The sequence below is a fragment of the Erythrobacter litoralis HTCC2594 genome (assembly GCF_000013005.1).
Taxonomy (GTDB): domain Bacteria; phylum Pseudomonadota; class Alphaproteobacteria; order Sphingomonadales; family Sphingomonadaceae; genus Parerythrobacter; species Parerythrobacter litoralis_A.
This window is the reverse complement of the sequence record NC_007722.1, coordinates 1,277,763-1,299,702: the sequence shown is the minus strand read 5'-3', so window position 1 is coordinate 1,299,702 and position 21,940 is coordinate 1,277,763. Positions and strand designations below refer to the sequence as shown.

The following is a 21,940-nucleotide window of genomic DNA, read 5'->3' as shown; positions in this document are numbered from 1 at the left end:
CGCTATTCATCGGCCTTGACCGCCTGCCAGAGCGCTTCCTGTTCCTCGAGCGAAAGCTGCGGGAAGGTGGAGCCGGCTTTCCCCTCCATTCCGCGAAAGCGCCGTTCGAACTTGCCATTAGCGGCGCGCAATGCGTCTTCGGGTGCGATGCCATAAGCACGCACGAGGTTGACCGCCGCGAACAGCAGGTCGCCCGCCTCTTCCTCACGCTTGTCTGCGGGGGCTTCTGCCAGTTCCTGCATTTCTTCACGCAGCTTGTCGGCGGGCCCTTCGGTGTCGGGCCAGTCGAAGCCGGTGCGCGCGGCGCGTTTCTGCAGTTTCTCGGCGCGGAGCAGGGCGGGCAGGGCACGCGCGACCCCGTCCATTGCGCTTGTCGCGCCCTTGGCGTCGCGTTCCTTGGCTTTGAGCTCTTCCCAGCGCCGCTCTGTCATCTGCCCGTCCGCGCCGCCGAAAATGTGCGGGTGGCGCGCTTCCATCTTGTCGGCAATCGACCGCGCGACATCCTCGAAAACGAAGTGCCCGGCTTCCTCCGCCATGCGCGCGTGAAAGACGACCTGCAGCAGGAGATCGCCCAGTTCATCGCGCAATTCGTCCATCGCCTCGCGCTCGATCGCGTCAGCCACTTCGTAGGCTTCCTCGATCGTATAGGGCGCGATGGTGCTGAAATCCTGCGCCAGATCCCATTCGCAGCCGCGCTCGGGATCGCGCAGGGTGGCCATGATCGAAAGCAGGCGGTCGAGCTGGGTCGTCATGCCAGCTCCCGTGCCAGATTCTGCATGAAGCGGGCACCCCTTCCGAGCTGTTCGAGGGCGATCCACTCATCGGGTTGGTGGGCCTGCTCGATCGAACCCGGGCCGCAGATAATGGATGTGAACCCGGCACGCTGGAATTGCCCGGCCTCGGCGGCATAGGCGACTTGCGTTGCTGCGCCGTTGTCGCCCGTCAGCTTGCGCACGAAGGAAACCGCGTCGTCGCTGCCTTCTGGCACGAGGGGAGGGGCATTGCTGTGCTGATGGAAGCGAACGCCGCATTCGGGGAAGCGGGAGGCGAGGGCGCGGTCCAGTGCCTCGCAACGCTTTTTGAAAGGGGCGATGATGGCTAGAGGATCTTCGCCCGGCGGGCAGCGCAGGTCGAAAGTGAAACTGGCTTTTCGCGCGAGGATATTGGCGGCGGTACCACCCTGCATCAGGCCGATGGTCAGCGTTGCCTGCGGGGGATCGAAACCGTTCTCGGGATCGGCTCGCTCCTTGAGTTCTGCCGACAGCCTGAGCAGGTCGGCCATCAGGTCCGCGGCCACCATATTGGCCGAGACGCCGTGGTCGACCAGCGAGGAATGCGCCTCGTGGCCGGTGACCTCGACATCGAACACGGCGATGCCTTTATGCCCCACGACCGGCCGCATGCTGGTCGGCTCGCCGATGATGGCCATGCTGGGTTCGGGAAGCTCGGCGCGCATCGCATCGATCATCGACGGCGCGCCCAAGCAGCCGATTTCCTCGTCGTAGCTGAAAGCGAGGTGGACCGGTGTCGTGCAGGTCTTGAACAGTGGCACATGCGCCAGCGCCAACGCGATGAAACCTTTCATATCGGCCACGCCGCGCCCGACCAGCTTGTCGCCATCCTCGACGACTTGCCACGGATCGCTGGTCCACGGTTGGCCGTCTACCGGCACGACATCGGTATGGCCGGACAGGATGATCCCGCCGGGAGCGCCCGGACCGACAGTGGCGTAGAGATTGGCTTTGGAACCATCCTCGTTTGCAACACGCTTCGATGAAACGCCGTGATCCACCAGAAAGTTTTCGACCCAGGCAATCAGGTCGAGATTGCTGTTCCGAGAGGTCGTGTCGAACCCGATCAGGGTTTCGAGGATCGGACGATACGGGAGTGCTTCGCTCATGGACGCTTTTCTGGCCTCATTGGAGCGATAGGGGAAGCCTCGGATAGATCGTTCTGGATCGATACGCCGGAATGATAATATATATTATGTAAAATAAAAGATCACGTGACCTCAGGGGGGTATGGCCCCCTCTCGCTACGTCACCAGCGAAATGAAGAGATAAACGCTGAGGAAGATCGTCGCCCAGATCAGCGCCAGGCGCAGGCCGCTTTTCCAGCTCAGTCGGTAGGATGCCAGAGCGCCGCCAGCCAAAACGAGCCAGCCCAGCAAGGCGATGATCTGCACGGTGTCGAACTGATTCATGCTTCTACCTCAAGCCCATCGTACCCGACGATCACATCCTTGGGAACTTCATCGCACAGGCTGCGATAATCCATACTCTTGTCCATATGGGTCAGGATCATGCGCTTGGCCTTGGTGCGCTGCTTGAACTGCAGCGCCATGCCGAGATGCGCATGCGTCGGATGCGGTTCGCGGCGCAGGCAGTCGCAGACCAGGATGTCGATACCCTTGAAGGTATCGAGCATGGCATCGGTGATCTCGCTGAAATCCGTCGCGTATCCAATTGTCTTTCCGTCGCTTTCGAAGACGAAACCGGTCGAATAAGTCGGCCCGTGTGGCATTTCCACCCATGACAGACCGAACCCGGCATGCATCGCCTGTCGATCGAGTTCCTGCAGCGAAACGATAGTTGGATAGCCATGCTCGCCGGCGAAAACGAAAGAGAAGCGCTTGCGCAGGTTGGCGCAGGTTCTTTCGCTGGCAAAGCCCGGCAGCGGTGCCGAGCGGCCGTAGCGAAACGAGCGCAGGTCATCGATGCCGTGGCAGTGATCGGCGTGGTCGTGGGTCCAAAACACGCCATCGAGGCTGGTGATGCCGTTGGCGAGAAACTGGGCGCGTAAATCGGTCGAAGTATCGACCAGAACCCGTTGACCTTGCTTGTTTTCCAGCAAAATCGAAACACGGCTGCGGCGGTTGCGCGGCTCGTTCGGATCGCAATCGCCCCAGTCGCCATTGATGCGCGGCACGCCGGTCGACGTACCCGTTCCGAGCATCACGACTTTCACGCGGCCGCTCTGTCAAACAGTTCGAAGAAGTTGCGGGTCGTGGTTTCGGCGAGATGTTCCAGCGTTTCGCCGCGCAGGTCGGCCAGGAATTCCGCCGTATTGCGGACGAAGGCCGGTTCGCACGGCTTGCCGCGATGCGGCACGGGCGCGAGGAAGGGGCTGTCGGTTTCGACCAGCAGCCGCTCCTTCGGCACATTCTTGGCTACAGCCTGCAAGTCCCTGGCATTCTTGAACGTGACGATACCCGAGAGCGAGATCGAAAGGCCGAGATCGAGCACCGTGCGCCCGAAATCTGCCGAGGCGGTAAAGCAGTGGATCAGCGCCGGAAACGCGCCCTGCTCCATTTCTTCCGTCAGGATCTGCGCCGTGTCGTCCTCGGCATCACGCGTGTGGATGATGACCGGCAACTGCGTCTCGCGCGCGACGCCGATATGCATGCGGAACAGCGCCTTCTGAACGTCGCGGTCGGAGCGGTCGTAATAATAATCGAGCCCGGTTTCGCCGATGCCGACGACCTTGTCCTGTTTCGTCGCGGCGAGCAGTTTGTCGCGGCCGAGATCCTCGTGCGCATCGGCCTCGTGCGGATGAATGCCGACGCTTGCCCAGACATCGGGCTCGCGCTGCGCAGTGCCGACCACATCGTCCCACTCGGCGCTCTTGGTCGAGATATTGAGCATGCCCTGCACGCCTGCTGCCCGCGCGCGTTCGAGCACGGCCTGCTGATCTTCGACCAGGCCTTTGTACTGCAGGTGGCAATGGCTATCGACCAGCATCAGGCATCCTCGCTCTCTGGCATTTCGAGGCGCGGGAAGGCGGGGGTCGGCTTGGGCACGGTAAAGCCTTCGGCGACGAGCTGGTTGAACCACCCTTCCCCGGAAATGTGATCGTACGTCCGGCGGTCGGTTGGCACGCCGAGGTCGTCTAGCAAGGCACCAGCCTTCTCCGGAATGACGGGCTGGATCGCGATGGCGAGATCGTGGATTGCCATCAGCAAGGTCTGGAGCACCGCCTTCATCCGCTCGGGATCGGTCTTCCTGAGCGCCCACGGCGCCTGTTCGTCGACATACTGGTTGCAGGCATAGACCGCCTTGATCCACTCATCGATGCCGACCGAAAAAGCGAGCTTCTCGAACTCGCGCGGCAAGCTTTCGCGGCAGGCGGTGAGCACAGTCTGCAGCAGCGCCTTGTCCTCACCGCGCGCTTCGAATTTCTCCAGCGAGCCGTCCATGTTCTTGTGGATCATCGACAATGTCCGCTGCGCAAGGTTTCCGAAACTGTTGGCAAGCTCGGCATTGACGCGGGTCACGATCGCTTCGTGCGACCAGTTGCCGTCCGATCCGAACGAGACCTCGCGCATCAGGAAATAGCGCAGCGCATCGACGCCGTAGAAATCGGCGAGGTCATGCGGATCGGTGACGTTGCCGAGCGATTTCGATTCCTTGCGCCCGTCCTTCAGCACGAAACCGTGCCCGAACACCTGCTTCGGCACCGGCAGCCCGGCGCTCATCAGAAACGCCGGCCAGTAGATGGTGTGGAAGCGAACGATATCCTTGCCGATCAGGTGCAGATCGGCGGGCCAATGCTTGCGCCACAGCTCGGTATCATCGGGATAGCCGAGGCCGGTGATGTAATTGGTCAGGGCATCGACCCAGACGTACATCACATGATCTTCGCTGCCGGGGACCTTTACGCCCCAGTCGAAGCTGGTTCGGCTGACCGAGAGATCGCGCAGGCCTTGCTTGACGAAGGCGACCATTTCGTTGCGGCGACTGGCGGGCTCGAGAAAGCCCGGGCTTTCCAGCAGCTTGAGCAGCTTGTCTTCGTATTTCGACAGGCGGAAGAACCAGCTTTCCTCGACCGTCCATTCGACCGGCGTACCCTGCGGCGAGAGCTTCTCGTCGCCCTCGCCGTCTACCAGCTCGCTCTCGTCATAATAGGCTTCGTCGCGGACCGAGTACCAGCCTTCGTAACGGTCGAGATAGAGGTCGCCCGCAGCCTCCATTGCCCGCCAGATCGCCTGGCTCGCGCGGTGGTGGTCGTCATCGACGGTGCGGATGAAGCGGTCGCAGGAAACATTCAAAGCGTCGCACATGGCTTTGAAATATCCCGACATTTCGTCCGCCAGGTCGCGCGGCGACTTACCCTGCTCCTCCGCCTTGCGCGCCATTTTGAGGCCGTGCTCGTCGGTCCCGGTCTGGAACCGTACGTCGAGGCCCCTCTGGCGCTGGAATCGCGCAATGACATCGGCAGCGATCGCTTCGTAAGCATGGCCGATGTGCGGCCGCCCGTTGGGGTAGCTGATCGCGGTGGTAATATAGAATGGCTCAGACATTGGCGCGCTCTGTATGGGGCGCAGCCGAGGCTAGCAAGCTGCCGATTTCCATCGCGAGAAATCCGGGATCGAAATTGTAGGTCGGGGCCTGGCCGGCGAGGGCCACCATGTCGGCATGGGCATCGGCCAGTTGCATCAATTGTGCGCTCGGAACCGTGGCCATCTGCTCGGCCAGAATCGTCCGTGCGAGGTCGAATGTCGCCTGGACCCGCTCCCGGTTGGGGCGCGCTCCGATCGCAGCCGAAAGCGCGCCGCGCAGTTCGAACGCCCGATCGCCTTGCGCTACGATGTCCCGCATGATCGCCGCCAGCGGCGCGAGGTCCTGCTCTATAAACTTGATCGCCGCGCCCGGTGACCCCTTTGCCGCCGCAACGGCCGCCTCGCGCACCGCAGCATCGCTCGACGGCGATTCTTCCTTTAGGAGCTTCTCGACCTGCGCATCGGGCAAGGGATTGAACCGCAGCACCCGGCACCGCGACCGGATTGTGGGCAACAAACGCGCCAGGCGATGGGTCACGAGGATGAAGAAGGTACCTACCGGTGGTTCCTCGAGGCTCTTGAGCAGCGCATTGGACGCGCCCTTTTCCAGATCATCCGCGGGATCGATAATGATCGCGCGATTTCTTCCCAGCGTCGGGCGGGTCGTCAAGCGCCGCTGCATCGCACGGATTTGGTCGACCGAGATGTTGCGTTTGCGCTCGAACGGCTTGCCTTCGGCGCGCTTGCGAACTTCCTTGTCGTCCTTCGGCGGACGCGAAAGCAGGTGGATATCGGGATGTTCGCCATCGGGCTGTGGCGCGGTAGCTCCCCGCGCAACAAGCTGCCGCGCGGCGTCGAGCGCAAATTCCGATTTGCCAAGCCCCTGCCGCCCGGCAAGAATCCATCCGTGATGCATTCGCGGGCCAGCCAGTGCCGCATCCCACTCGCGCTGGATTTCGGCATGCGTGAGCCGCATCAGAGTTCGCCTCCGATAAGGGGCTCAATTGCTTCTAGAATCCGCGAGTGGACCTCATCGGGCGTGCCCTCACCATCGACTACGGCAAAGCCTCCCGGGTCTTCCGCTGCAAACCGCTTGAACGACGCAGCAACGTCGGCGTGATATTGCGCGCTCCGCCCCCCGATCGCGTCCGAGCGATTTCCGTCGCGATCAGCCAAGCGTTCGGCGATTGTCGCGGGTTCGACTTCGATCAGGACGGTCAGATCCGGGCGAAGCCCGCCACTGCCGATATCGTGCAAGGTGCGCACCGCTTGATCGCCGATGCCCCCTGCCCCGCCCTGGTAAGCGCGACTGGAATCGAGAAAGCGATCCGAAACGACCCACGCGCCGCGCTCGAGTGCTGGCAATATCAGCTTTTCGACATGGTCCGACCGCGCAGCGGCGAACAGCAGGGCTTCGGCTCGCGGTCCCCAGCCATCTCCTGGCGGATCGAGCAGCAATCGGCGGATCGCTTCGGCCCCTTCCGTGCCGCCGGGTTCACGCGTGACGACGCATTCGATACCACGCGTGCTCAAGGCCTCGGCGAGTAAGCGCGCCTGGGTGGACTTGCCCGTGCCCTCCCCGCCTTCGAGCGCGATGAACCGCCCTCGCGTCATGTCCACAAGGCTCGCACGGCATTGGCAATCCGCTGAAGAGGCCCGGCTTTCGCTACGGCCTTTTTGGCCGCCAGGGGCACCCGTGCGGCTTCGCGCCCGTCTACAAATATCGCCAGTTGCGCCACCTTCTCCCCTTGCTCGACAGGTGCCCTCAAAGGCCCTTCGTAAGCGATGCGCAAGGTGATTTCAGCGTTCGCATTCTCTGGTAGCGCAACCGGGATGTCTCGGTCCGCCATCAACGGGACCGCTGCTTCCGCGCCGTCCTGCACCCTCGCGTGCCCCACAGTGTCGCCCGAACGGAACAGCATACGGCTGTCGAAAGCACCGAAGCCCCATTCCATCAGGGCCCGTGCAGTCTCGTCACGACTGCGCATTCCCGGACTGGCGGCGACGACCATGACCAGGCGCCGACCGTCGCGTTCGGCGCTGCCGAGAAATCCCCAGCCTGCCTGGTTGGTGAAGCCTGTCTTGATCCCGTCTGCGCCCTCGATACGGCCGGTAATCGGGTCGTAATTATCCTGGGCAATCCCATTGGTCCGCAGGCCGCGATGGCCAAAGTAGCGTGCATACAACCCCGGATGTTCGGTAATCAGGGCCTTGGCCAAGGTCACGAGGTCGCGCGCCGTGGTGAAAGTTCGCCCTTCGTCCGGCCATCCATTCGGCGTGCCGAAATGACTTTGGTGCATGCCGAGCGCGTCGGCGTGCGCGTTCATCAGGTCGAGCCAGTTGTCGACCGAGCCGGCAGCACCCTCGGCAAGCACGATGCTCCCATCGTTCGCCGAAACCGTAGTAATACCCATCAGGAGGTCGGTTACGGCAGTTTCGCTGCCCCGGTCGAGAAACATCGTGGACCCGGTGCGATACCATTCGTCGGCTGCCGCTTCGGAGAATGTGAAGCGGGTACCCGGTGCGAGCTTGCCCTGCTTCATCAGCTCGAACGCCGTGTAGGCCGTCATCACCTTCGTAATCGAAGCAGGGACGAAGCGGCGGTCGGGGTTGCGCGCATAGAGTGTCTGCCCGCTGGCCATATCGACCAGCATCGCAATAGGGACTTCGCCGGGAACCGGTGCGCCATGGGCAGGGCTCGCAATTGCAAGCCCGCACACAGCCAATGCACTCCTGAAATCGATCCTCACCCGAACTCCCGCCCGCCGGCGGGATCCGGCGGTCTATCCTGCTGAAAAGACGCGAGCGTCGCTATAGCCCGCCGCCCGTACCTTGGCGAGCGCTGCCTCGGCCTGTCCACGGGTAGCGTAAGGGCCGGTGCGGACGCGGAAGAAGCGACCGGCAGGCATGACAAACCCGTCGAGCTTGTCGGCGGCGCGATCGGCATTGGTCTTGCTGGAGAACGCAGCGGCCTGGACGATGAACTTGCCATCGGCAGTTGCCGCAATGGCGACTGGCGCCGCACGGCGTACGGGCGAGCGTGATACCGGTTCGGTATTCGGGGTAGCGGATTGCTGTCCGGGCAGCGAGAAGCTTCGCGTTTCGGGAGTTGACGCGACCACCACCGGTGCAGCGGAACGCGACATGGGCGACGCAGCGACGGTCGGTGCCCGAACGGCAGGGCCCGCGCCTGCGGCCATCGGCGGTAGCGGATATTTGCCGTTGTGACTGCGTGCCGCAACGGTCGTGACGGGCTTCTCGGTGAAAGCCTTGTCGAAATCTTTCTCGACCGAAGCCGGGGCGGCGGCCGCAACAGGCGCAAGCTCTGCCGCACGAGAAGCGCTGGAAGGCGCGACGCTGGCCTGCTGGATCGCGGCTGCCTGCGCCGCAGCGGGGATCGCGGGACCTGCGAGGCTAGCCGATCCCTTGATCGGCAGCTTTTCCTTCAGCACGGCAAGCAGGCTGTCGGGGGTCGAGAGGCGCGGCGGAACAGGCTTCCCTGCCCGCAATTCCGCGCGTTCGTATTCAGGCGGATTGACTCGGCGGACGCGCACCGGTGTTCCCTCCCCTGCGCCGAGTTGTGCTTGAGCGCCCGGGGACAGGGCGACGATGCGCGATGCCGTCATCGGGCCGCGCCGCTCTACTCGCGCGAGAATGGTCTTGCCGGTTTCCAACGAAGTGACTTCGACATAGCTCGGGTACGGCTGCGTCTTGTGCGCAACGCTTACGCCCTGCCCGCCTTCGCTGTCGAGCGTTGCGAAACCTACCGAATCGTAGCTGAAAACGTCTTCGGGCGTGAAAAGCTCGCCGTCCACGGTAAACGGCTCGCCCAGAACCTGCGGATAGTCCGCTTCGGGGCCGAAAGCCGCGCGAGCAGAAGTTTCCGTGCTGGCCAACTCCGGAAGCGAAGCACCGCCACCGCAAGCGGACAGCAGAACGCCTAGACCGAAAAAAAGGCCAAGCTTGCGAACATCATTGAGCAATCTCATCGGCTAACAGCCCCACACTCATCGCGTAGTAATTGGAGCAGTTATATTCGAGGATAACTCGATAATTTGAGGTTAAGAGCCAAGCCGGTGTGCCCGGACCGTCGGGCTGGAACAGCGTCACCAGGACGTCATCCGCCAAATATTTCTGCGGCTGAACGCCGAGTTCGCGCCATTCGCGCACGGTCTTGTACTCGCTATGTCTCTCGTGGACGCGCGAGCAGACCGGAGCATTGATCTTGGTCCTGTAGGCATCGACGTCGAAGCCGCCGGGAAGAGAGGCGCGCACGCCCCATGGCTGGCCCTGTCGCCAGCCCGAATCTTGGAAATAGCGCGCGATCGAAGCAAGCGTATCGGCGCGATTGTTGAAGATGTCGGCCCGCCCGTCCCCGTCGCCATCGGTGGCAAGGCGCAAGTAGACGCTCGGCAGGAATTGCGGATTGCCGAAGGCGCCGGCATAGCTGCCGACGAGTTGCGAACGAGGAAAACCCCGGTCCGCAATCTTCATCAGCGCGATCAGTTCGCCTTCGAACAGGTCGCGACGGCGGCCTTCCCACGCGAGTGTGGCGAGAGAGCGGGCCAGATCGAAGTTTCCCTTGATCGCGCCATAATTGGTCTCGTGCCCCCAGATCGCCATCAGCATCTCGATCGGCACCCCGTATTCGCGCTCGATCCGGCCATGGAGACCGCGCGTTGCGGCATACATGTCGCGCCCGCGGCTGATACGGATCGGGTTCACATGGGTATCGAGATAGGGGCGCATCGCGGGATAGCCGCGGCGCGTCGGGCTACCGGGTTGGCCGCGATCGAGGTCGATGACCCGTTGGTTGGGTGTGAGCCCTGACGTCATGCGCTGAATAGTTGCCTCGCTGACGCCTTGCGCCCTCGCCTTCGCCATCACCAATTGCATGTAGGCGTCGAAAGAGAGATTCTGTGCGGACACGGGGGCGAGCGGCGTGGCGAGTGCCATGGCCGAGAGGGCGAGAAGGAGGCGCTTGAGGGACATGATTTGCAGCATGTCACCGCCAAGATGAAAGGCCAATGACCGAAGCGAAGCTTTTCGACGAAACGTTCTGCAGTGAGGCCTGAAACGATGGAGAGTCAGGCGCTTATCGCGAATTTCTTGAGTGCCTCGTAGTCGTCCCGACAGGCATCGGTGACGTCGCGGTAGGCGCCGTCGAGCTCAGGCAGTGCTCCCGGAGGTGGGCCGAAGCCGGTCGATGCATTGACCTTGTCGTACCAATGCTTGCCCCAGACTCCGTCTTCCGGTTGCGGTCCCTGCTGCCAAGCTAGCATCTGCTCATTCCATTCTATTTCAAGAACTTCGCAGAGCTTACTCAGAACACCTCGAGGGTCCGAAAGAATTTCGTCGGAGTCCACGACGGGCGGTGTGCACCCTGTGCGCCTGCACTCGAAGTCGAAATATTGCCTAAGCTTTGCAAAACCCAGCGCTTCGGGTTGGCGCAATTCGTTCTTGTCGCGATAGCTCGCCACCACCCGCTCCGGTGCGCGGATGAGGAAGGCGTGTCGGTGGTGCGGGAAATCTGCGATCGACACCGGGCCGACCATGTGGTGCGGCATGTGCTTCTGATACCAGATCGGCTTGCCATGGGGTGCTGGGCCGGACTGAGTGGCCACCACGTTTGCCCAATCGCAATCCATGTCGGCGATGGTCTCTTTGGCGAACGGATGAGGCTCGCCGCTGTCCAGGAGAAAGGCGCCATAAAACGGCTCGTCGCTCACGGCGCAGTCGCTGCGGGCACCGAAACTGCGCATCATCGCGGTGGAAATGTTGCGCGGCCCGCTCCACATAGCAATCCGAATAGTTTCAGTGGGTTGCGCTGACGTCATGACGTCACATCCCGATCCATGAGAGCCTTGTAGAGGTCCTGCAATCGTTCGACCATCGGCCCCCTCCCCTCAGTCATCTTGCGCCCGTCGATCTCGGTTACCGGCACGACGCCAGCGAAGGTTCCGGTAACGAAGGCTTCGTCGGCGCCATAGACGTCGGTCAGGGAAAAGTTCTTCTCGAACACCGGTATGCCTTCCTCGCGGCAAACCTGAATGACATTCGAGCGCGTAATCCCGCCCAAGCAATAATCGCCACTCGAGGTCCACACCTCGCCCTTGCGGACGATGAAGAAGTGGGTCGAATTGCAGGTCGCGACGAAGCCGTGCGGATCGAGCATCAGCGCCTCGTCAGCGCTCGCCTGCGTCGCCTGAATACATGCGGTGATGCAGTTGAGCTTGGAGTGCGAATTAAGCTTCTGGTCCTGCACGGCCGGGTCCCCGCGGCGGACATGAACGGTGAAGAGGCGAATGCCGGTTTCGATCGTAGAGGGCAGCGGCGCTTTGTACTCTGGAATTATCACGATTGTGGCCGGTGAGATCACGACGCGTGGATCCTGATACGGCGTCGAGCGAATGCCGCGCGTGACCATCAGGCGGATATGAACTCCAGCTTCGCCCCGCATGGCATTGGAATCTATCGTTTCTTCCAGCCTCGCAATGAGCTCCTCACGCGACAGGCCGATATCCATCGCGATCGCCTTCGCGCCTTCGTAGAGCCGATCGAGGTGGGCATCGAGGAAAGCAATCCTGCCTTTGTGCAAGCGCAGCCCCTCCCAAACGCCATCACCGAGCATGAAACCGCTGTCGAATACGGAGACGGTCGCTTCCGTGCGAGGCACCATCGTTCCGTTGACGCTTATGAGGATGTCCTCATTACGGGGATCGGGTGCGAAATCGTGAGAGCCGTGAGCCATGAGGAGGTTCTAGGGTGCTGAATGCGGGTGACAATAGCGATCAGCCTCGCTAGCGGGCTTAGCGAGCGGACAGGTGGCAGAGCGGTTGAATGCACCGGTCTTGAAAACCGGCAAGGGTGCAAGCCCTTCGTGGGTTCGAATCCCACCCTGTCCGCCATCGATCCCATCTTTGAGATCCGAGAATGACCGCCGGTTTCTGCATTCGAATGCAATGCAGGAATTCATGAACCCTCGATTACTTTCGTGTGAGCAATACGCAATCCACCAGGTCGACCGATGGCGTGAAATGGACCCCTTCGGTGCTAGCCCTTTAGGCAATGATTCTGATCGTAAAATTAGCTCTTCCTTAAGTGGGTTATTAACCATTACTCTCTAGGCAGAGGCGCATGACTTTTGCCTCTTCCTTTCGCCGCCACGGCCTCGCCTCGATTGCGTTATTGGTGGTGCCCTCCGTCGCGCTCGCTGAAGGAGTGCCCGCGGGTACGCTGATCGAGAACACGGCGACCGCCAGCTACAACACCGGTGGGCCCACGCAGTCGCTCGATTCCAACACCGTAACGATCATGGTCGACGAACTGCTCGATGTCGCGGTCGCTTCCAGGGATGCGAGCGCGATCCCGATCTCCGCATCGGCCGTGCTCTCGTACACGGTGACCAATACCGGGAACGGACCCGAAGCTTTTGTCCTTACCGCCGATCCCAACGTAGCGGGCAACGATTTCAACGCGACTGTCAATTCGCTCGCAATCGATTCGAACGGCAACGGCGTTTACGACGCCGGTATCGATGCATTGCTGGCAAATGGCGGCACTTCACCTTCGATCGATCCCGACGCGCCGCTGACGGTGTTCGTTCTGGTGGAGTCGCCCGGTGCGGTCGACGGCGCGACAAGCCAGGTCAACCTTCTCGCCCAAGCCGCGACCGGCACGGGTGCACCCGGCACTGTCTTCGCCGGTGCCGGTGAAGGCGGCGGCGCTGCTGTCGTCGGCAGCACGGGCGCCGACGACGAGGCACTCGGGTCGCTTGTATCGAGCGCGGTTTCGGTCTCGCTGGTCAAAACCGCCACCGTGAGCGATCCGTTCGGTGGAACCCAGCCGGTGCCAGGCGCACGCATCACTTTCCGCATCGTCGCAAGCGCGAGCGGGTCAGGTTCGGTGAACGATCTGGTCATCACCGACGCCATCCCGGCATCGACCACCTATGCGGCCGATTCGCTCACGCTCGACGACGCCCCGCTCACCGACCTCGCCGACAGCGATGCCGGCACGGCATCCTCCTCCGGAATCTCGGTCACCCTTGGGACTACGGCGGCTGGAACAAGCCGTGCTGTCACCTTCGATGTCATCGTGAATTAAATCGGAAAATTATCATGTTTGATCACAAATTTGTCATCGCCTCGATGTTCGCTGCGAGCGTCGCGTTCAGCACGCCGTCGTTTGCCCAAACCACCGTGGAATTGCAGGGCGATGTAAAGGTCGTCCGCATCGTCGAGGAGGCCGGAAAGCGCGTCGAAACCTACGCCGAACCGACGCAGGTCGTTCCGGGCGATCGGCTGAAGTTCACAACCAGCTATCGCAATGGGACGAGCGAGCTGGTCGAGAACTTCGTCATAACCAACCCGCTTCCGAAAGCGGTCTTGCTGACTGACGCGGGCGATTTCGAAGTGTCCGTCGATGGCGGAGAAACCTTTGGTCCGCTCGAATCTCGTACCGTTTCACTTCCCGAGGGCGGCTCGCGGCCGGCCATGCTCGCCGATGTCGAGCAGGTTCGCTGGACGATCGCCTCGATCGCGCCCGGGGCCTCCGGGCAAGTCACCTACTTCGCCTCCGTCCGATAGCGGCCGGAGACCAGGACCGCCTTATGGATCCGGGCGAAAAACAGATCCACCTTAGCAAGGATAAAACGATATGAACCGCATCAAGAGACTGGTCGCGGGAACCAGCGCGATAGCGCTGATCTCCGTACCGACAATCGTGATGGCCGCCCCGGTGGGGACGGCCGCAAATACCGACATCACCAATACCGTCACCGTCAACTACCAAGTCGGCGGGGTGAGCCAGGCGCAGGTCCAGGCCACCGACACGTTCAAGGTCGACCGCAAGGTCAACGTGACCGTGGCGACGCTCGATTCGCAGGCGGTCGCGGTAACTCCCGGCCAGACCAGCGCCGTGACCAAGTTCAGCGTGACCAACAATTCGAACGCGACCCTTGATTTCACGCTCGTGGGCTCGAATCAGAACGGCGGTGCATCGAACTTCAACGGTGCGATCAACGATACGTTCGATCCGACGAACCTGCGCGTTTTCATCGATACCAACAACAACGGCGTCTACGATCCGGGAACGGACGTGCAGTCGACCACGATTGCCGGGCTGGCCTCGGGCGACAGGGTCAATGTCTTCATTCTGTCCGATATCGTCCTCTCCGGTGGCGGTTTCCCGGCGGATAATGCCGTCGCGACCGTCATGCTGACAGCGACGGCGGCCAGCGGCGCTACCGCCGGAACAGCCATTACCGGCGTGACCGGCGCGAGCGCCGGTTCGGGCGGTACCGCGGTGACGCAGGATGCCACCAACACCAAGAACGGCATGGAGACGGTCTTCTCCGACGCCAGCTATCTGACCTTCGATGCGCAGTTCAACGGCAAGCACGCCGCGCGCAGCGATTACGCGGTCACGGCTGCCCGGCTAGCAGTAAACAAGTACAGCCGCGTCGTGCAGGGGCCCGCCGGCCAAACCGGCACGCTCTTCGCCCTGCCGGGTGCGGTTGTCGAGTACTGCATCGTGGTCGCCAACGGCTCGGGTGGCTCGACCGCCACGACTGTTGCGGTCAGCGACGTCGTACCCGCGACGATGACCTACGTCGCCAACAGCGTATACCTGAACGGTGCGTTCAACGGCACCAACGGGTGTGCGGCGACGGGCGGTACCGCCGGCAGTGATGGCGCGAACTACAATGCCGGGACCACGACCGTGAGCAACACCTTTGCCAGTATCGCTGCCTCCGAAACGCGGACGCTGCGGTTTCAGGCGACCATCAGGTAACCTGAAAGGACGCCGGTCTTCGGCCGGCAGGTTGTATGCGGCTTCTTAATCCTTGCTACGCAATGGCAGCAGCGCTCGTTTGGGCGCTGCTGCTGTTCGTTGCGCCTGCCGCAGCCCAGACCATCACCAACACAGCCCGCGCGGACTGGACCGAAGACTCGGTCGCGAGATCGACGACATCCAATACGGTCACGATCGAACGCGCGGTTAATCCCCTCACGCTCGAGACTTTCCGACCGCTTCCAAGCGCCGGATCGAGCCTCCCCGTCCGCGCTTCGACCTGCAACAATTCACCGCTCGTGATTTTCCCCGGCTCTGCTGATGGAGGCGTGGGGATCGCATCCGCTGCGACAGCCGAACTCCGGATCGGTGAAGTGCTGGTCATCCGGGCATCCGCGCCGCTGGCCAATCGCAGCCCCGACGCGGTCGACACTCTGACGACCACCATCACCACCCCCGGCGGAGACCGCGAGGTTCTCGAGATTTTCGAAACCGGTCCCGATACGGGCATCTTTACGGGTGCGATCCGGACGCGCGCCACCCCGCCGTCGCCGACGCAGCAGGACTGCCAGCTCAGCGTGAGCTCGGGTGAACAGATCACCGTTGCTCTTGGCGGAGCGAACGGTGCCCCTCCCCTGGTCACGACGCTGGTCGGTGTTCTCGCCGACCCTTACGGTTTCGTGTTTGACAGCGAGGACGGCTCGCCCGTTTCCGGCGCGACGGTCACCCTCGTCGACGCCGCCACGGGTTTGCCGGCCACTGTCTTCGCCGATGATGGCGTCACCCCCTGGCCCTCGACGGTCGTTTCCGGCGAACCGATCCGCGATGCGGCCGACAATGTTTATCCGATGCAGCCCGGCGAGTTTCGCTTCCCGCTGGCGCCGCTAGGCTCCTACCGGCTTGTCGTAACGCCACCTGGCCCATACACCGCGCCCTCGGTCGTGCAGCCGCCGCAACTGGCTGGGCTGACCCGACCCGACGGTAGCGCCTTCGTGATTTCGGACGCGTCGTACGGAGCATCTTTCGCTCTTGTCTCAATTGACCCGGTGCGGGTCGACATTCCGGTCGATCGGCCCAATGTTTCGGTCACGATAATGAAATCGGCGTCGCGTGCGCGCGCACAGCCCGGCGATGCAATTTTCTACACCGTCACCCTTCGCAATCCCGATCCGGCGCGCACAAAGCGCGGAGTTACGCTGGTCGACCTTCCCTCGCCGTGGCTGCGTCTGCGTGCGGACTCCGTGCGGGTCGACGGCCGCGACGCTGCAAGTGCAGTCACGATCGCGCCGGACGGACGTCGGCTGGCTATCGATATCGCCTCGATCGAGGCAGGTGGAACCGTCAAGGTAACTTACGCCATGGTGGTGCGGCCGGACGCACCTCCGGGCCAGGCGGTCAATCGCGCGGAAGCAAGCGACCCGTTCGGCGGTCGCGCAGTAGCCGAAGCATCGGTCCGCATCGAGCGCGATACCATCGCCTCGCGGATGACGATCATTGGTCGGGTCACTTCGGGGACATGCGATGTTGTCCGCAATCGTGTCGGCATTCCCGGTGTGCGCGTGATGCTGGAAGACGGCAGCTTCGCCCTTACCGACCACGAGGGGCGTTACCATTTCGAAGGCGTAGTGCCGGGAACCCACGTGGTGCAGGCACAGCGCCAGACATTGCCGGAGGGTGGCCGCTTTGTGGATTGCGACCGCTCGAGCCGGTCGGCGGGCAATGCGTCCTCACATTTCGTGACCGGTCAGGGTGGCAGCCTCGCGGTCGTCGATTTCACAGCCGACGTGCCGGGATGGATAGCCCCTGCTCCGGTCGAGACCCCATCACTTCCAGGCGAGGCTGCTCCCGCCGATTCTGGCGTAGCGCAGGCGCCGACCGCCGAAATTGCCACCGCGCGCGAGGCAGCCGGCAACGACCGCGACTGGCTGGCGGAGGGCGATGGTCCGAACGCTTTCCTGTTCCCGGAGGTCGATCACAATCCGCGCGCGCCCGCAGTGCGCGTCGTGATCCGGCACCGTCCGGGACAGAGCGTGGAGCTTTCGGCCAATGGCAAGCCCGTCAGCGAGCGCGCGCTCGACGCCGTGCAAACGTCGGAAGGTGGATTCTATTCGGTCAGTATCTGGCGCGGCGTGAGCATCGACGATGGCACCACTCGCCTTCGCGCGATTATCCGTAACGAGGACGGCAGTGTAGCCGACGATCTCACGCGCAACGTCGAGTTCGTCGCGACCCCGTGGCATGCGGAGATCGTGCGAGACAGGTCGCACCTCATCGCCGACGGCCGGACGCGTCCGGTCATAGCGGTCCGCCTGACCGATCGCCGCGGGCGGCCGGTCCATGACGGCGTAACCGGTTCGGTCACCGTCAGTGCACCATATGAAAGCGCTGCGCTACTCGACCAGCTGCAGTTGCGCCAACTGGCCGGCCAGGGTTCGGCCACGCCCACATGGACTATCGCTGGCGACGACGGCATCGCGCTCGTCGAACTCGCCCCGACGATGGTCAGCGGTCCATTGCATCTCTCGTTCTCTTTTGCCGACCGCGAAGCAACGCGCGAGCAGCAGATCGAGAGCTGGATCGTGCCGGGTGACCTCGAATGGACAGTCGTAGGCCTTGCGGAAGGCTCGATCGGCGCCAAGACGATCGCCGACAACATGGAGCGGACTGGCAATTTCGACAGCGACCTCGGTAACAAGGCGCGGGTCGCGCTGTATGCCAAGGGTCACGTCCTGGGTAAGTTCATTGCGACGATCGCCTACGACAGCGCCAAGCAGGAAGACGACCAGCGTCTTCTAGGGACCATCGATCCCAACGCCTATTACACCGTCTTCGCCGATGGCAGCGACCGGCGTTTCGATGCTGCAAGCCGCGAAAAGCTCTACGTGCGGATCGAAACCAGCACCTTCTATGCCCTTTATGGAGACTTCGTCACCGGCTTCGACCAGACCCTGCTCGGCCGTTACGAGCGCACCGCAACCGGTGTGAAGGCCGAAGGCCGCTTCGGCGCGCTCCATGCGCAGGGCTTCGCCGCAAAGATCGCGAGCCGGTTTCGCCGCGACGAAATCCAGGGCAACGGACTCAGCGGGCCGTATCGTCTCGGCAGTCGCGACATCGTATCCAACAGTGAAATCGTCGCCATCGAGACGCGCGACCGGCTGCGCTCCGAAATTGTCGTCGAACGCCGCGAACTCATTCGCTTCATCGACTACGATATCGATCCGCTTTCCGGCACGATCAGTTTCAAGGAACCGGTTCTCAGCCGCGATTTCGACCTCAACCCGCAATTCATCGTGATCGACTACGAGGTCTTCGACGGTGACGGCAAAGCGAACTGGAATGCAGGTGCGCGCGCCGATTACACGTTCGGAGACGATGTTCTGCGCGTCGGCGTCACCGGCATCACCGACAAGGGTGATGGGGCGCGGACCGATCTGGGTGCGATCGACCTGCGTGCTCGCATCGCTTCCGGGACCGAAATCCGTGCCGAAGCCGGCACGAGCCGGCGCGAAGGTGCAAATGCATCAGCATGGCTCGTCGAGGCCGAACATCGCACCGGCTCGCTCGATATCCTTGCCTATGCCCGGTCGACCGATGCGGACTACGGGACCGGTCAGCAGACCGGCGCGGAGCTTGGGCGTCGCAAGTTCGGCGTCGACGCGCGCTATTCCCTCGAAGAGCATTTCTCGCTCGTCGGCAGCGCCTGGTACGACGAAAGCCTGACCGACGATTCGGATCGCCGGGCCGTGCAGGTTGCGGGAACCTATCGCACCGGAGACACCGAACTGCGCCTCGGCATCGCGCGTCTCGACGACCGGCTGGCAGACGGTACCAAGGCGAAATCGACGGTGCTCGAAGGCGCGGTATCGCAGCGCCTGCTCGACGATAAACTCGAATTGAGCGCAACCACCAGCGTTGCGCTGGACGACGCGGAGTCGCTCGACTTGCCGGCGCGCCACCGGCTGCGCGCCCGCTATTCGGTCACCGATTGGCTGCGTGTTGTTGGCGTATATGAAATCGCCGACGGCGAAATCATCGACGCCCGCACGTTCAACGCCGGATTCGAGCTTACACCATGGCAGGGATCGCGCATTGTCACTTCGCTGGGTCAGCAGGACATTGCCGAGCAGGGCAAGCGGACCTTCGCCGCATTCGGCCTGTCGCAGTCCTTCACGGTCACGTCGGAACTTTCAATCGACGCCACGCTCGACGGAAATCGCGAGCTCGGCGGTGCGGATGCATTCGACGTGCTCAACCCGCTGCATCCGGTCGCATCGGGCGGCCACCTCTCGCAGGACGGCGCGCTGTTCGAGGACTTCACCGCCGCCACACTCGGAGCATCCTGGCGAAAGGATCGCTGGTCGGCTACTGCGCGCGGCGAAATTCGCGACGGAGAATTCGCGGACCGGGTCGGTCTGACCGCAGGCATCATCCGGCAGCTCGACGACGGCATAGTCGTCGGCTCCGGTCTGACCTGGACCCGTGCGACGGGTGATGGCGGAGTCGAAACCGAAATCTTCGATGCAGCGCTTTCGACCGCTTACCGCCCGGCGGAATCGAGCTTCGCGTTCCTCGGAAAGCTTGCCTATCGCAGCGATAGCGTCACGGGCGCGGTGGCCGGAGAAGTGGGTCCCGCCGGTCGCACGGCTCTCACAGTGGATGGCGACGCGAAATCGCGCAGGCTCGTCGGCAGCCTGTCGGCGAACTGGTCGCCGCACGGTGTTGACGAGATCGACGGAGTCGAACACTTGGTGCGACGGTCGGAGATCGGAATTTTTCTCGGCGGTCGGTACAATTTTGACCGTGTGGGGGACTTCGATCTTGCCGGAACGACCGTGCTCGGCGGCCTCGATTTGCGGATCGGCATCGGCGACCGTCTTGAAATCGGCGGCACCGCAACCGTGCGCACCAACCTAACCGATGGCTTCACCAGCTTCGCGGTCGGACCGCAGATCGGTTTCGTACCCACCCAGGATACTCTGGTGATTGTTGGCTACAACATTGCCGGTTTCCGCGACCGCGATTTTTCCGAAGCGCGCAATACCGACAAGGGCCTGTTCGCGTCGGTGCGCGTCAAGTTTGATGCCGACACCTTCTCCTTCCTGGGACTGAACCGGTGATGGGGATGATCCTCCGTTATGTCTGCGCGCTGGCGGTTTGCGTGATCGCCACGGCAATGACGGTCTTCACCGCCGCACCGGTTAGTGCGCAGACGACCGAGATTTGTCTCGGGCGCGTCGTGACCACGATGAACTTCAGCGCCACCCCGACACTCGTATCGGGAACGGCGCTGCAGCCGGGCGCTGTATACCGCTACTCCAACGTCAACACCGGTATCGATGCGCTGGTCAGAGTTGTGGCGTTCAATAACGGCGCTTCGCTGGTCACGATCGACGACAACGGCGCACCCGCACCCGGGCAATCGGACCTGCGGCCGTTCTTCAATCCGGAGCTTGGCGGCAGCAACGCCCGTAGCGTCGATTTCCAGTTCACCTTTGTGATTTCCGGGACAAACACGCCGATCATTTTCGATTTCGTATCGACGGCAATCGACGTCGACGGCGATAGCGGCTCGCTCCGCGAATACGCCGAATTCCAGAACAACTTCGCCGAATACCTGCTCAATAGCCCGACCAATCTTGCCGTGAACGCCTCGACTCCCTCGGCGGGGAACACCCGCTTCGAGTCGATCACAAGCTTCACCGCGCCGGGTATCGACCCCTCGGCCAACCAGAACATCGTCGCCACATTCTACACCAAGAAAAGCGGTTTCAACTATCGCATCGGCACGTTGGGATCAGGCTCGACCGTCCGCCTGACCTCGCTACAGTTCACTTGCCCCAACCTACCTGCACCGGTGATCGTGACGCCGACACCGCAGGATTTCGGCGATGCACCGAATTCCTATGGCAATCCACGTCACGATATCGTCACCGGCTTCCGGCTCGGCGCAACAGTTACAGCCGAGACAGCCCCCTATAACAGCGCGAATGCCAGCGCCGATGTGGGCGACGACGGCGTTACCTTCGGAACGCTACGCCCAAACAACACAGCGGCAGTAACCGTCAGCGTTACTGGGGCTTCCGGTCGACTTCAGGCGTGGTTCGACTGGAACCGGGACGGAGATTTCTTCGACGCAGGAGAGCAGATTGCGATCAACGTAACCGATAACGGTGCAGGCGATAGCAACTCGGCGGTCGGGACAATCGGGCTGTCGATCACCGTTCCCTTAAACGCCGTGGTCGGCCAGACTTTTGCTCGCTTCCGCTGGTCAAGTCAAAGCGATCTCGATGCGACGACAATCGTCGGTCGCGATGGTGAAGTGGAAGATTACCAGGTCACCATTCTCGGCGCCCCGGTTCTCACGATGTCGAAGACCAGTGTCGTGTATGCATCCACGAGTCCGAACGGCTTCAATGTGCCGGGCAACGACGTGATTTACACCATCACTTCTTCAAACACCGGATCGGCTGCCACAGACAGCGGATCCGTGGTGATCATCGACTCACTGCCATCCCAGGTCGAAGCATATATCGGGGACTTCGATGGTGCAGGACCGTCTACCGGAACCGTGCTTTTCACTCAGTCTAACGGAGCCGCGATGACCTATACACAGGCAACGGACCTGCGATATTCGAACCTTGCGGCAACACCGACAAGCTTCGCGGCCTGCACCTACACTCCGACGGTCTCGGGCGCCTACGACCCGGCAGTCCGGCATATCTGTATCAATCCCAAGCAATCTCTTGGTTTTGGCAGTCCGGCCCCCACCATCACGATCCAGTTTCGTGCTCGTATCAGGTAAGCCGACCCCATTTCTCGATCCTACGCCGCATCATCGTCGAATGACGGAGCATGCGTGGGAGTGAG

At 62.4% G+C, this 21,940-nt stretch carries 18 protein-coding genes and 1 tRNA gene; 6 read left to right on the top strand and 13 right to left on the bottom strand.

The window, feature by feature from the left end; all coding sequences use genetic code 11:
* Positions 1-2: 2 nt before the first annotated feature.
* The 13 genes from mazG to EL2594_RS06135 all read right to left on the bottom strand — a co-directional run bounded on the left by mazG (position 3) and on the right by EL2594_RS06135 (position 12,029).
* On the bottom strand, positions 3-752 hold the full coding sequence (gene mazG, locus EL2594_RS06190; RefSeq protein WP_011414178.1) for a nucleoside triphosphate pyrophosphohydrolase: 750 nt from the start codon (positions 750-752) through the stop codon (positions 3-5).
* Positions 749-1,900, bottom strand: a complete 1,152-nt coding sequence (argE, locus tag EL2594_RS06185) for an acetylornithine deacetylase (protein ID WP_011414177.1) — start codon at positions 1,898-1,900, stop codon at positions 749-751. Before argE ends, mazG begins: the two co-directional genes overlap by 4 nt.
* A gap of 135 nt (positions 1,901-2,035) precedes the next feature.
* Positions 2,036-2,203, bottom strand: a complete 168-nt coding sequence (locus EL2594_RS15475; RefSeq protein ID WP_011414176.1) for a hypothetical protein — start codon at positions 2,201-2,203, stop codon at positions 2,036-2,038.
* Complete coding sequence (locus tag EL2594_RS06180; protein WP_011414175.1) at positions 2,200-2,967, bottom strand: MBL fold metallo-hydrolase; 768 nt, start codon at positions 2,965-2,967, stop codon at positions 2,200-2,202. Before EL2594_RS06180 ends, EL2594_RS15475 begins: the two co-directional genes overlap by 4 nt.
* On the bottom strand, positions 2,964-3,740 hold the full coding sequence (locus EL2594_RS06175) for a TatD family hydrolase (protein ID WP_011414174.1): 777 nt from the start codon (positions 3,738-3,740) through the stop codon (positions 2,964-2,966). The genes EL2594_RS06180 and EL2594_RS06175 overlap by 4 nt, the downstream gene beginning before the upstream one ends.
* Positions 3,740-5,299: a methionine--tRNA ligase gene (gene metG, locus EL2594_RS06170; RefSeq protein WP_011414173.1), complete on the bottom strand. Its 1,560-nt coding sequence runs from the start codon at positions 5,297-5,299 to the stop codon at positions 3,740-3,742. Before metG ends, EL2594_RS06175 begins: the two co-directional genes overlap by 1 nt.
* Entirely contained in the window at positions 5,292-6,254 is a 963-nt protein-coding gene (locus EL2594_RS06165; RefSeq protein WP_011414172.1) for a DNA polymerase III subunit delta', read from the bottom strand. Before EL2594_RS06165 ends, metG begins: the two co-directional genes overlap by 8 nt.
* Positions 6,254-6,892, bottom strand: coding sequence for a dTMP kinase (tmk, locus tag EL2594_RS06160; RefSeq protein ID WP_011414171.1), 639 nt, complete (start codon positions 6,890-6,892; stop codon positions 6,254-6,256). The genes EL2594_RS06165 and tmk overlap by 1 nt, the downstream gene beginning before the upstream one ends.
* Positions 6,889-7,998: a D-alanyl-D-alanine carboxypeptidase family protein gene (locus EL2594_RS06155; protein ID WP_233994322.1), complete on the bottom strand. Its 1,110-nt coding sequence runs from the start codon at positions 7,996-7,998 to the stop codon at positions 6,889-6,891. The genes tmk and EL2594_RS06155 overlap by 4 nt, the downstream gene beginning before the upstream one ends.
* Before the next feature lie 63 nt (positions 7,999-8,061).
* Positions 8,062-9,174 (bottom strand): SPOR domain-containing protein, encoded by a 1,113-nt coding sequence (locus EL2594_RS06150; RefSeq protein ID WP_049762435.1) that lies wholly within the window; start codon positions 9,172-9,174, stop codon positions 8,062-8,064.
* 76 nt (positions 9,175-9,250) lie between these two features.
* A complete protein-coding gene (locus tag EL2594_RS06145; protein WP_041685742.1) occupies positions 9,251-10,270 on the bottom strand; it encodes a lytic murein transglycosylase in 1,020 nt (339 codons plus the stop codon).
* 95 nt (positions 10,271-10,365) lie between these two features.
* Positions 10,366-11,076 carry a hypothetical protein gene (locus EL2594_RS06140; RefSeq protein ID WP_011414167.1) on the bottom strand — a complete coding sequence of 237 codons (711 nt, stop codon included), beginning with the start codon at positions 11,074-11,076 and terminating at the stop codon, positions 10,366-10,368.
* Positions 11,077-11,111: 35 nt separating this feature from the next.
* Positions 11,112-12,029 carry an aminotransferase class IV gene (locus tag EL2594_RS06135; RefSeq protein WP_041685139.1) on the bottom strand — a complete coding sequence of 306 codons (918 nt, stop codon included), beginning with the start codon at positions 12,027-12,029 and terminating at the stop codon, positions 11,112-11,114.
* Positions 12,030-12,096: 67 nt separating this feature from the next.
* Between EL2594_RS06135 and EL2594_RS06130 the strand changes: the two genes are divergently transcribed.
* The 6 genes from EL2594_RS06130 to EL2594_RS06105 all read left to right on the top strand — a co-directional run bounded on the left by EL2594_RS06130 (position 12,097) and on the right by EL2594_RS06105 (position 21,875).
* A tRNA-Ser gene (locus tag EL2594_RS06130) sits at positions 12,097-12,186 on the top strand.
* Between the two features lie 229 nt (positions 12,187-12,415).
* The gene (locus EL2594_RS06125; protein ID WP_011414165.1) at positions 12,416-13,384 is read left to right on the top strand and encodes a hypothetical protein; all 969 of its coding nucleotides are present in this window, start codon (positions 12,416-12,418) and stop codon (positions 13,382-13,384) included.
* A gap of 14 nt (positions 13,385-13,398) precedes the next feature.
* Positions 13,399-13,866 carry a hypothetical protein gene (locus EL2594_RS06120; protein ID WP_011414164.1) on the top strand — a complete coding sequence of 156 codons (468 nt, stop codon included), beginning with the start codon at positions 13,399-13,401 and terminating at the stop codon, positions 13,864-13,866.
* A 70-nt stretch (positions 13,867-13,936) separates the two neighbouring features.
* On the top strand, positions 13,937-15,073 hold the full coding sequence (locus tag EL2594_RS06115) for a hypothetical protein (RefSeq protein WP_011414163.1): 1,137 nt from the start codon (positions 13,937-13,939) through the stop codon (positions 15,071-15,073).
* A gap of 62 nt (positions 15,074-15,135) precedes the next feature.
* Positions 15,136-20,190: a DUF11 domain-containing protein gene (locus tag EL2594_RS06110; protein WP_011414162.1), complete on the top strand. Its 5,055-nt coding sequence runs from the start codon at positions 15,136-15,138 to the stop codon at positions 20,188-20,190.
* On the top strand, positions 20,190-21,875 hold the full coding sequence (locus tag EL2594_RS06105) for a GEVED domain-containing protein (RefSeq protein ID WP_011414161.1): 1,686 nt from the start codon (positions 20,190-20,192) through the stop codon (positions 21,873-21,875). The genes EL2594_RS06110 and EL2594_RS06105 overlap by 1 nt, the downstream gene beginning before the upstream one ends.
* Positions 21,876-21,940: the final 65 nt, after the last annotated feature.

Excerpts from the sequence above, each read along its gene's own strand:
- mazG (WP_011414178.1), bottom strand. The coding sequence starts at position 752 with ATGACGACCCAGCTCGACCGCCTGCTTTCGATCATGGCCACCCTGCGC.
- argE (WP_011414177.1), bottom strand. The coding sequence starts at position 1,900 with ATGAGCGAAGCACTCCCGTATCGTCCGATCCTCGAAACCCTGATCGGG.
- EL2594_RS15475 (WP_011414176.1), bottom strand. The coding sequence starts at position 2,203 with ATGAATCAGTTCGACACCGTGCAGATCATCGCCTTGCTGGGCTGGCTC.
- EL2594_RS06175 (WP_011414174.1), bottom strand. The coding sequence starts at position 3,740 with ATGCTGGTCGATAGCCATTGCCACCTGCAGTACAAAGGCCTGGTCGAA.
- metG (WP_011414173.1), bottom strand. The coding sequence starts at position 5,299 with ATGTCTGAGCCATTCTATATTACCACCGCGATCAGCTACCCCAACGGG.
- EL2594_RS06165 (WP_011414172.1), bottom strand. The coding sequence starts at position 6,254 with ATGCGGCTCACGCATGCCGAAATCCAGCGCGAGTGGGATGCGGCACTG.
- tmk (WP_011414171.1), bottom strand. The coding sequence starts at position 6,892 with ATGACGCGAGGGCGGTTCATCGCGCTCGAAGGCGGGGAGGGCACGGGC.
- EL2594_RS06145 (WP_041685742.1), bottom strand. The coding sequence starts at position 10,270 with ATGTCCCTCAAGCGCCTCCTTCTCGCCCTCTCGGCCATGGCACTCGCC.
- EL2594_RS06140 (WP_011414167.1), bottom strand. The coding sequence starts at position 11,076 with ATGTGGAGCGGGCCGCGCAACATTTCCACCGCGATGATGCGCAGTTTC.
- EL2594_RS06135 (WP_041685139.1), bottom strand. The coding sequence starts at position 12,029 with ATGGCTCACGGCTCTCACGATTTCGCACCCGATCCCCGTAATGAGGAC.
- EL2594_RS06125 (WP_011414165.1), top strand. The coding sequence starts at position 12,416 with ATGACTTTTGCCTCTTCCTTTCGCCGCCACGGCCTCGCCTCGATTGCG.
- EL2594_RS06120 (WP_011414164.1), top strand. The coding sequence starts at position 13,399 with ATGTTTGATCACAAATTTGTCATCGCCTCGATGTTCGCTGCGAGCGTC.
- EL2594_RS06115 (WP_011414163.1), top strand. The coding sequence starts at position 13,937 with ATGAACCGCATCAAGAGACTGGTCGCGGGAACCAGCGCGATAGCGCTG.
- EL2594_RS06110 (WP_011414162.1), top strand. The coding sequence starts at position 15,136 with ATGGCAGCAGCGCTCGTTTGGGCGCTGCTGCTGTTCGTTGCGCCTGCC.
- EL2594_RS06105 (WP_011414161.1), top strand. The coding sequence starts at position 20,190 with ATGGGGATGATCCTCCGTTATGTCTGCGCGCTGGCGGTTTGCGTGATC.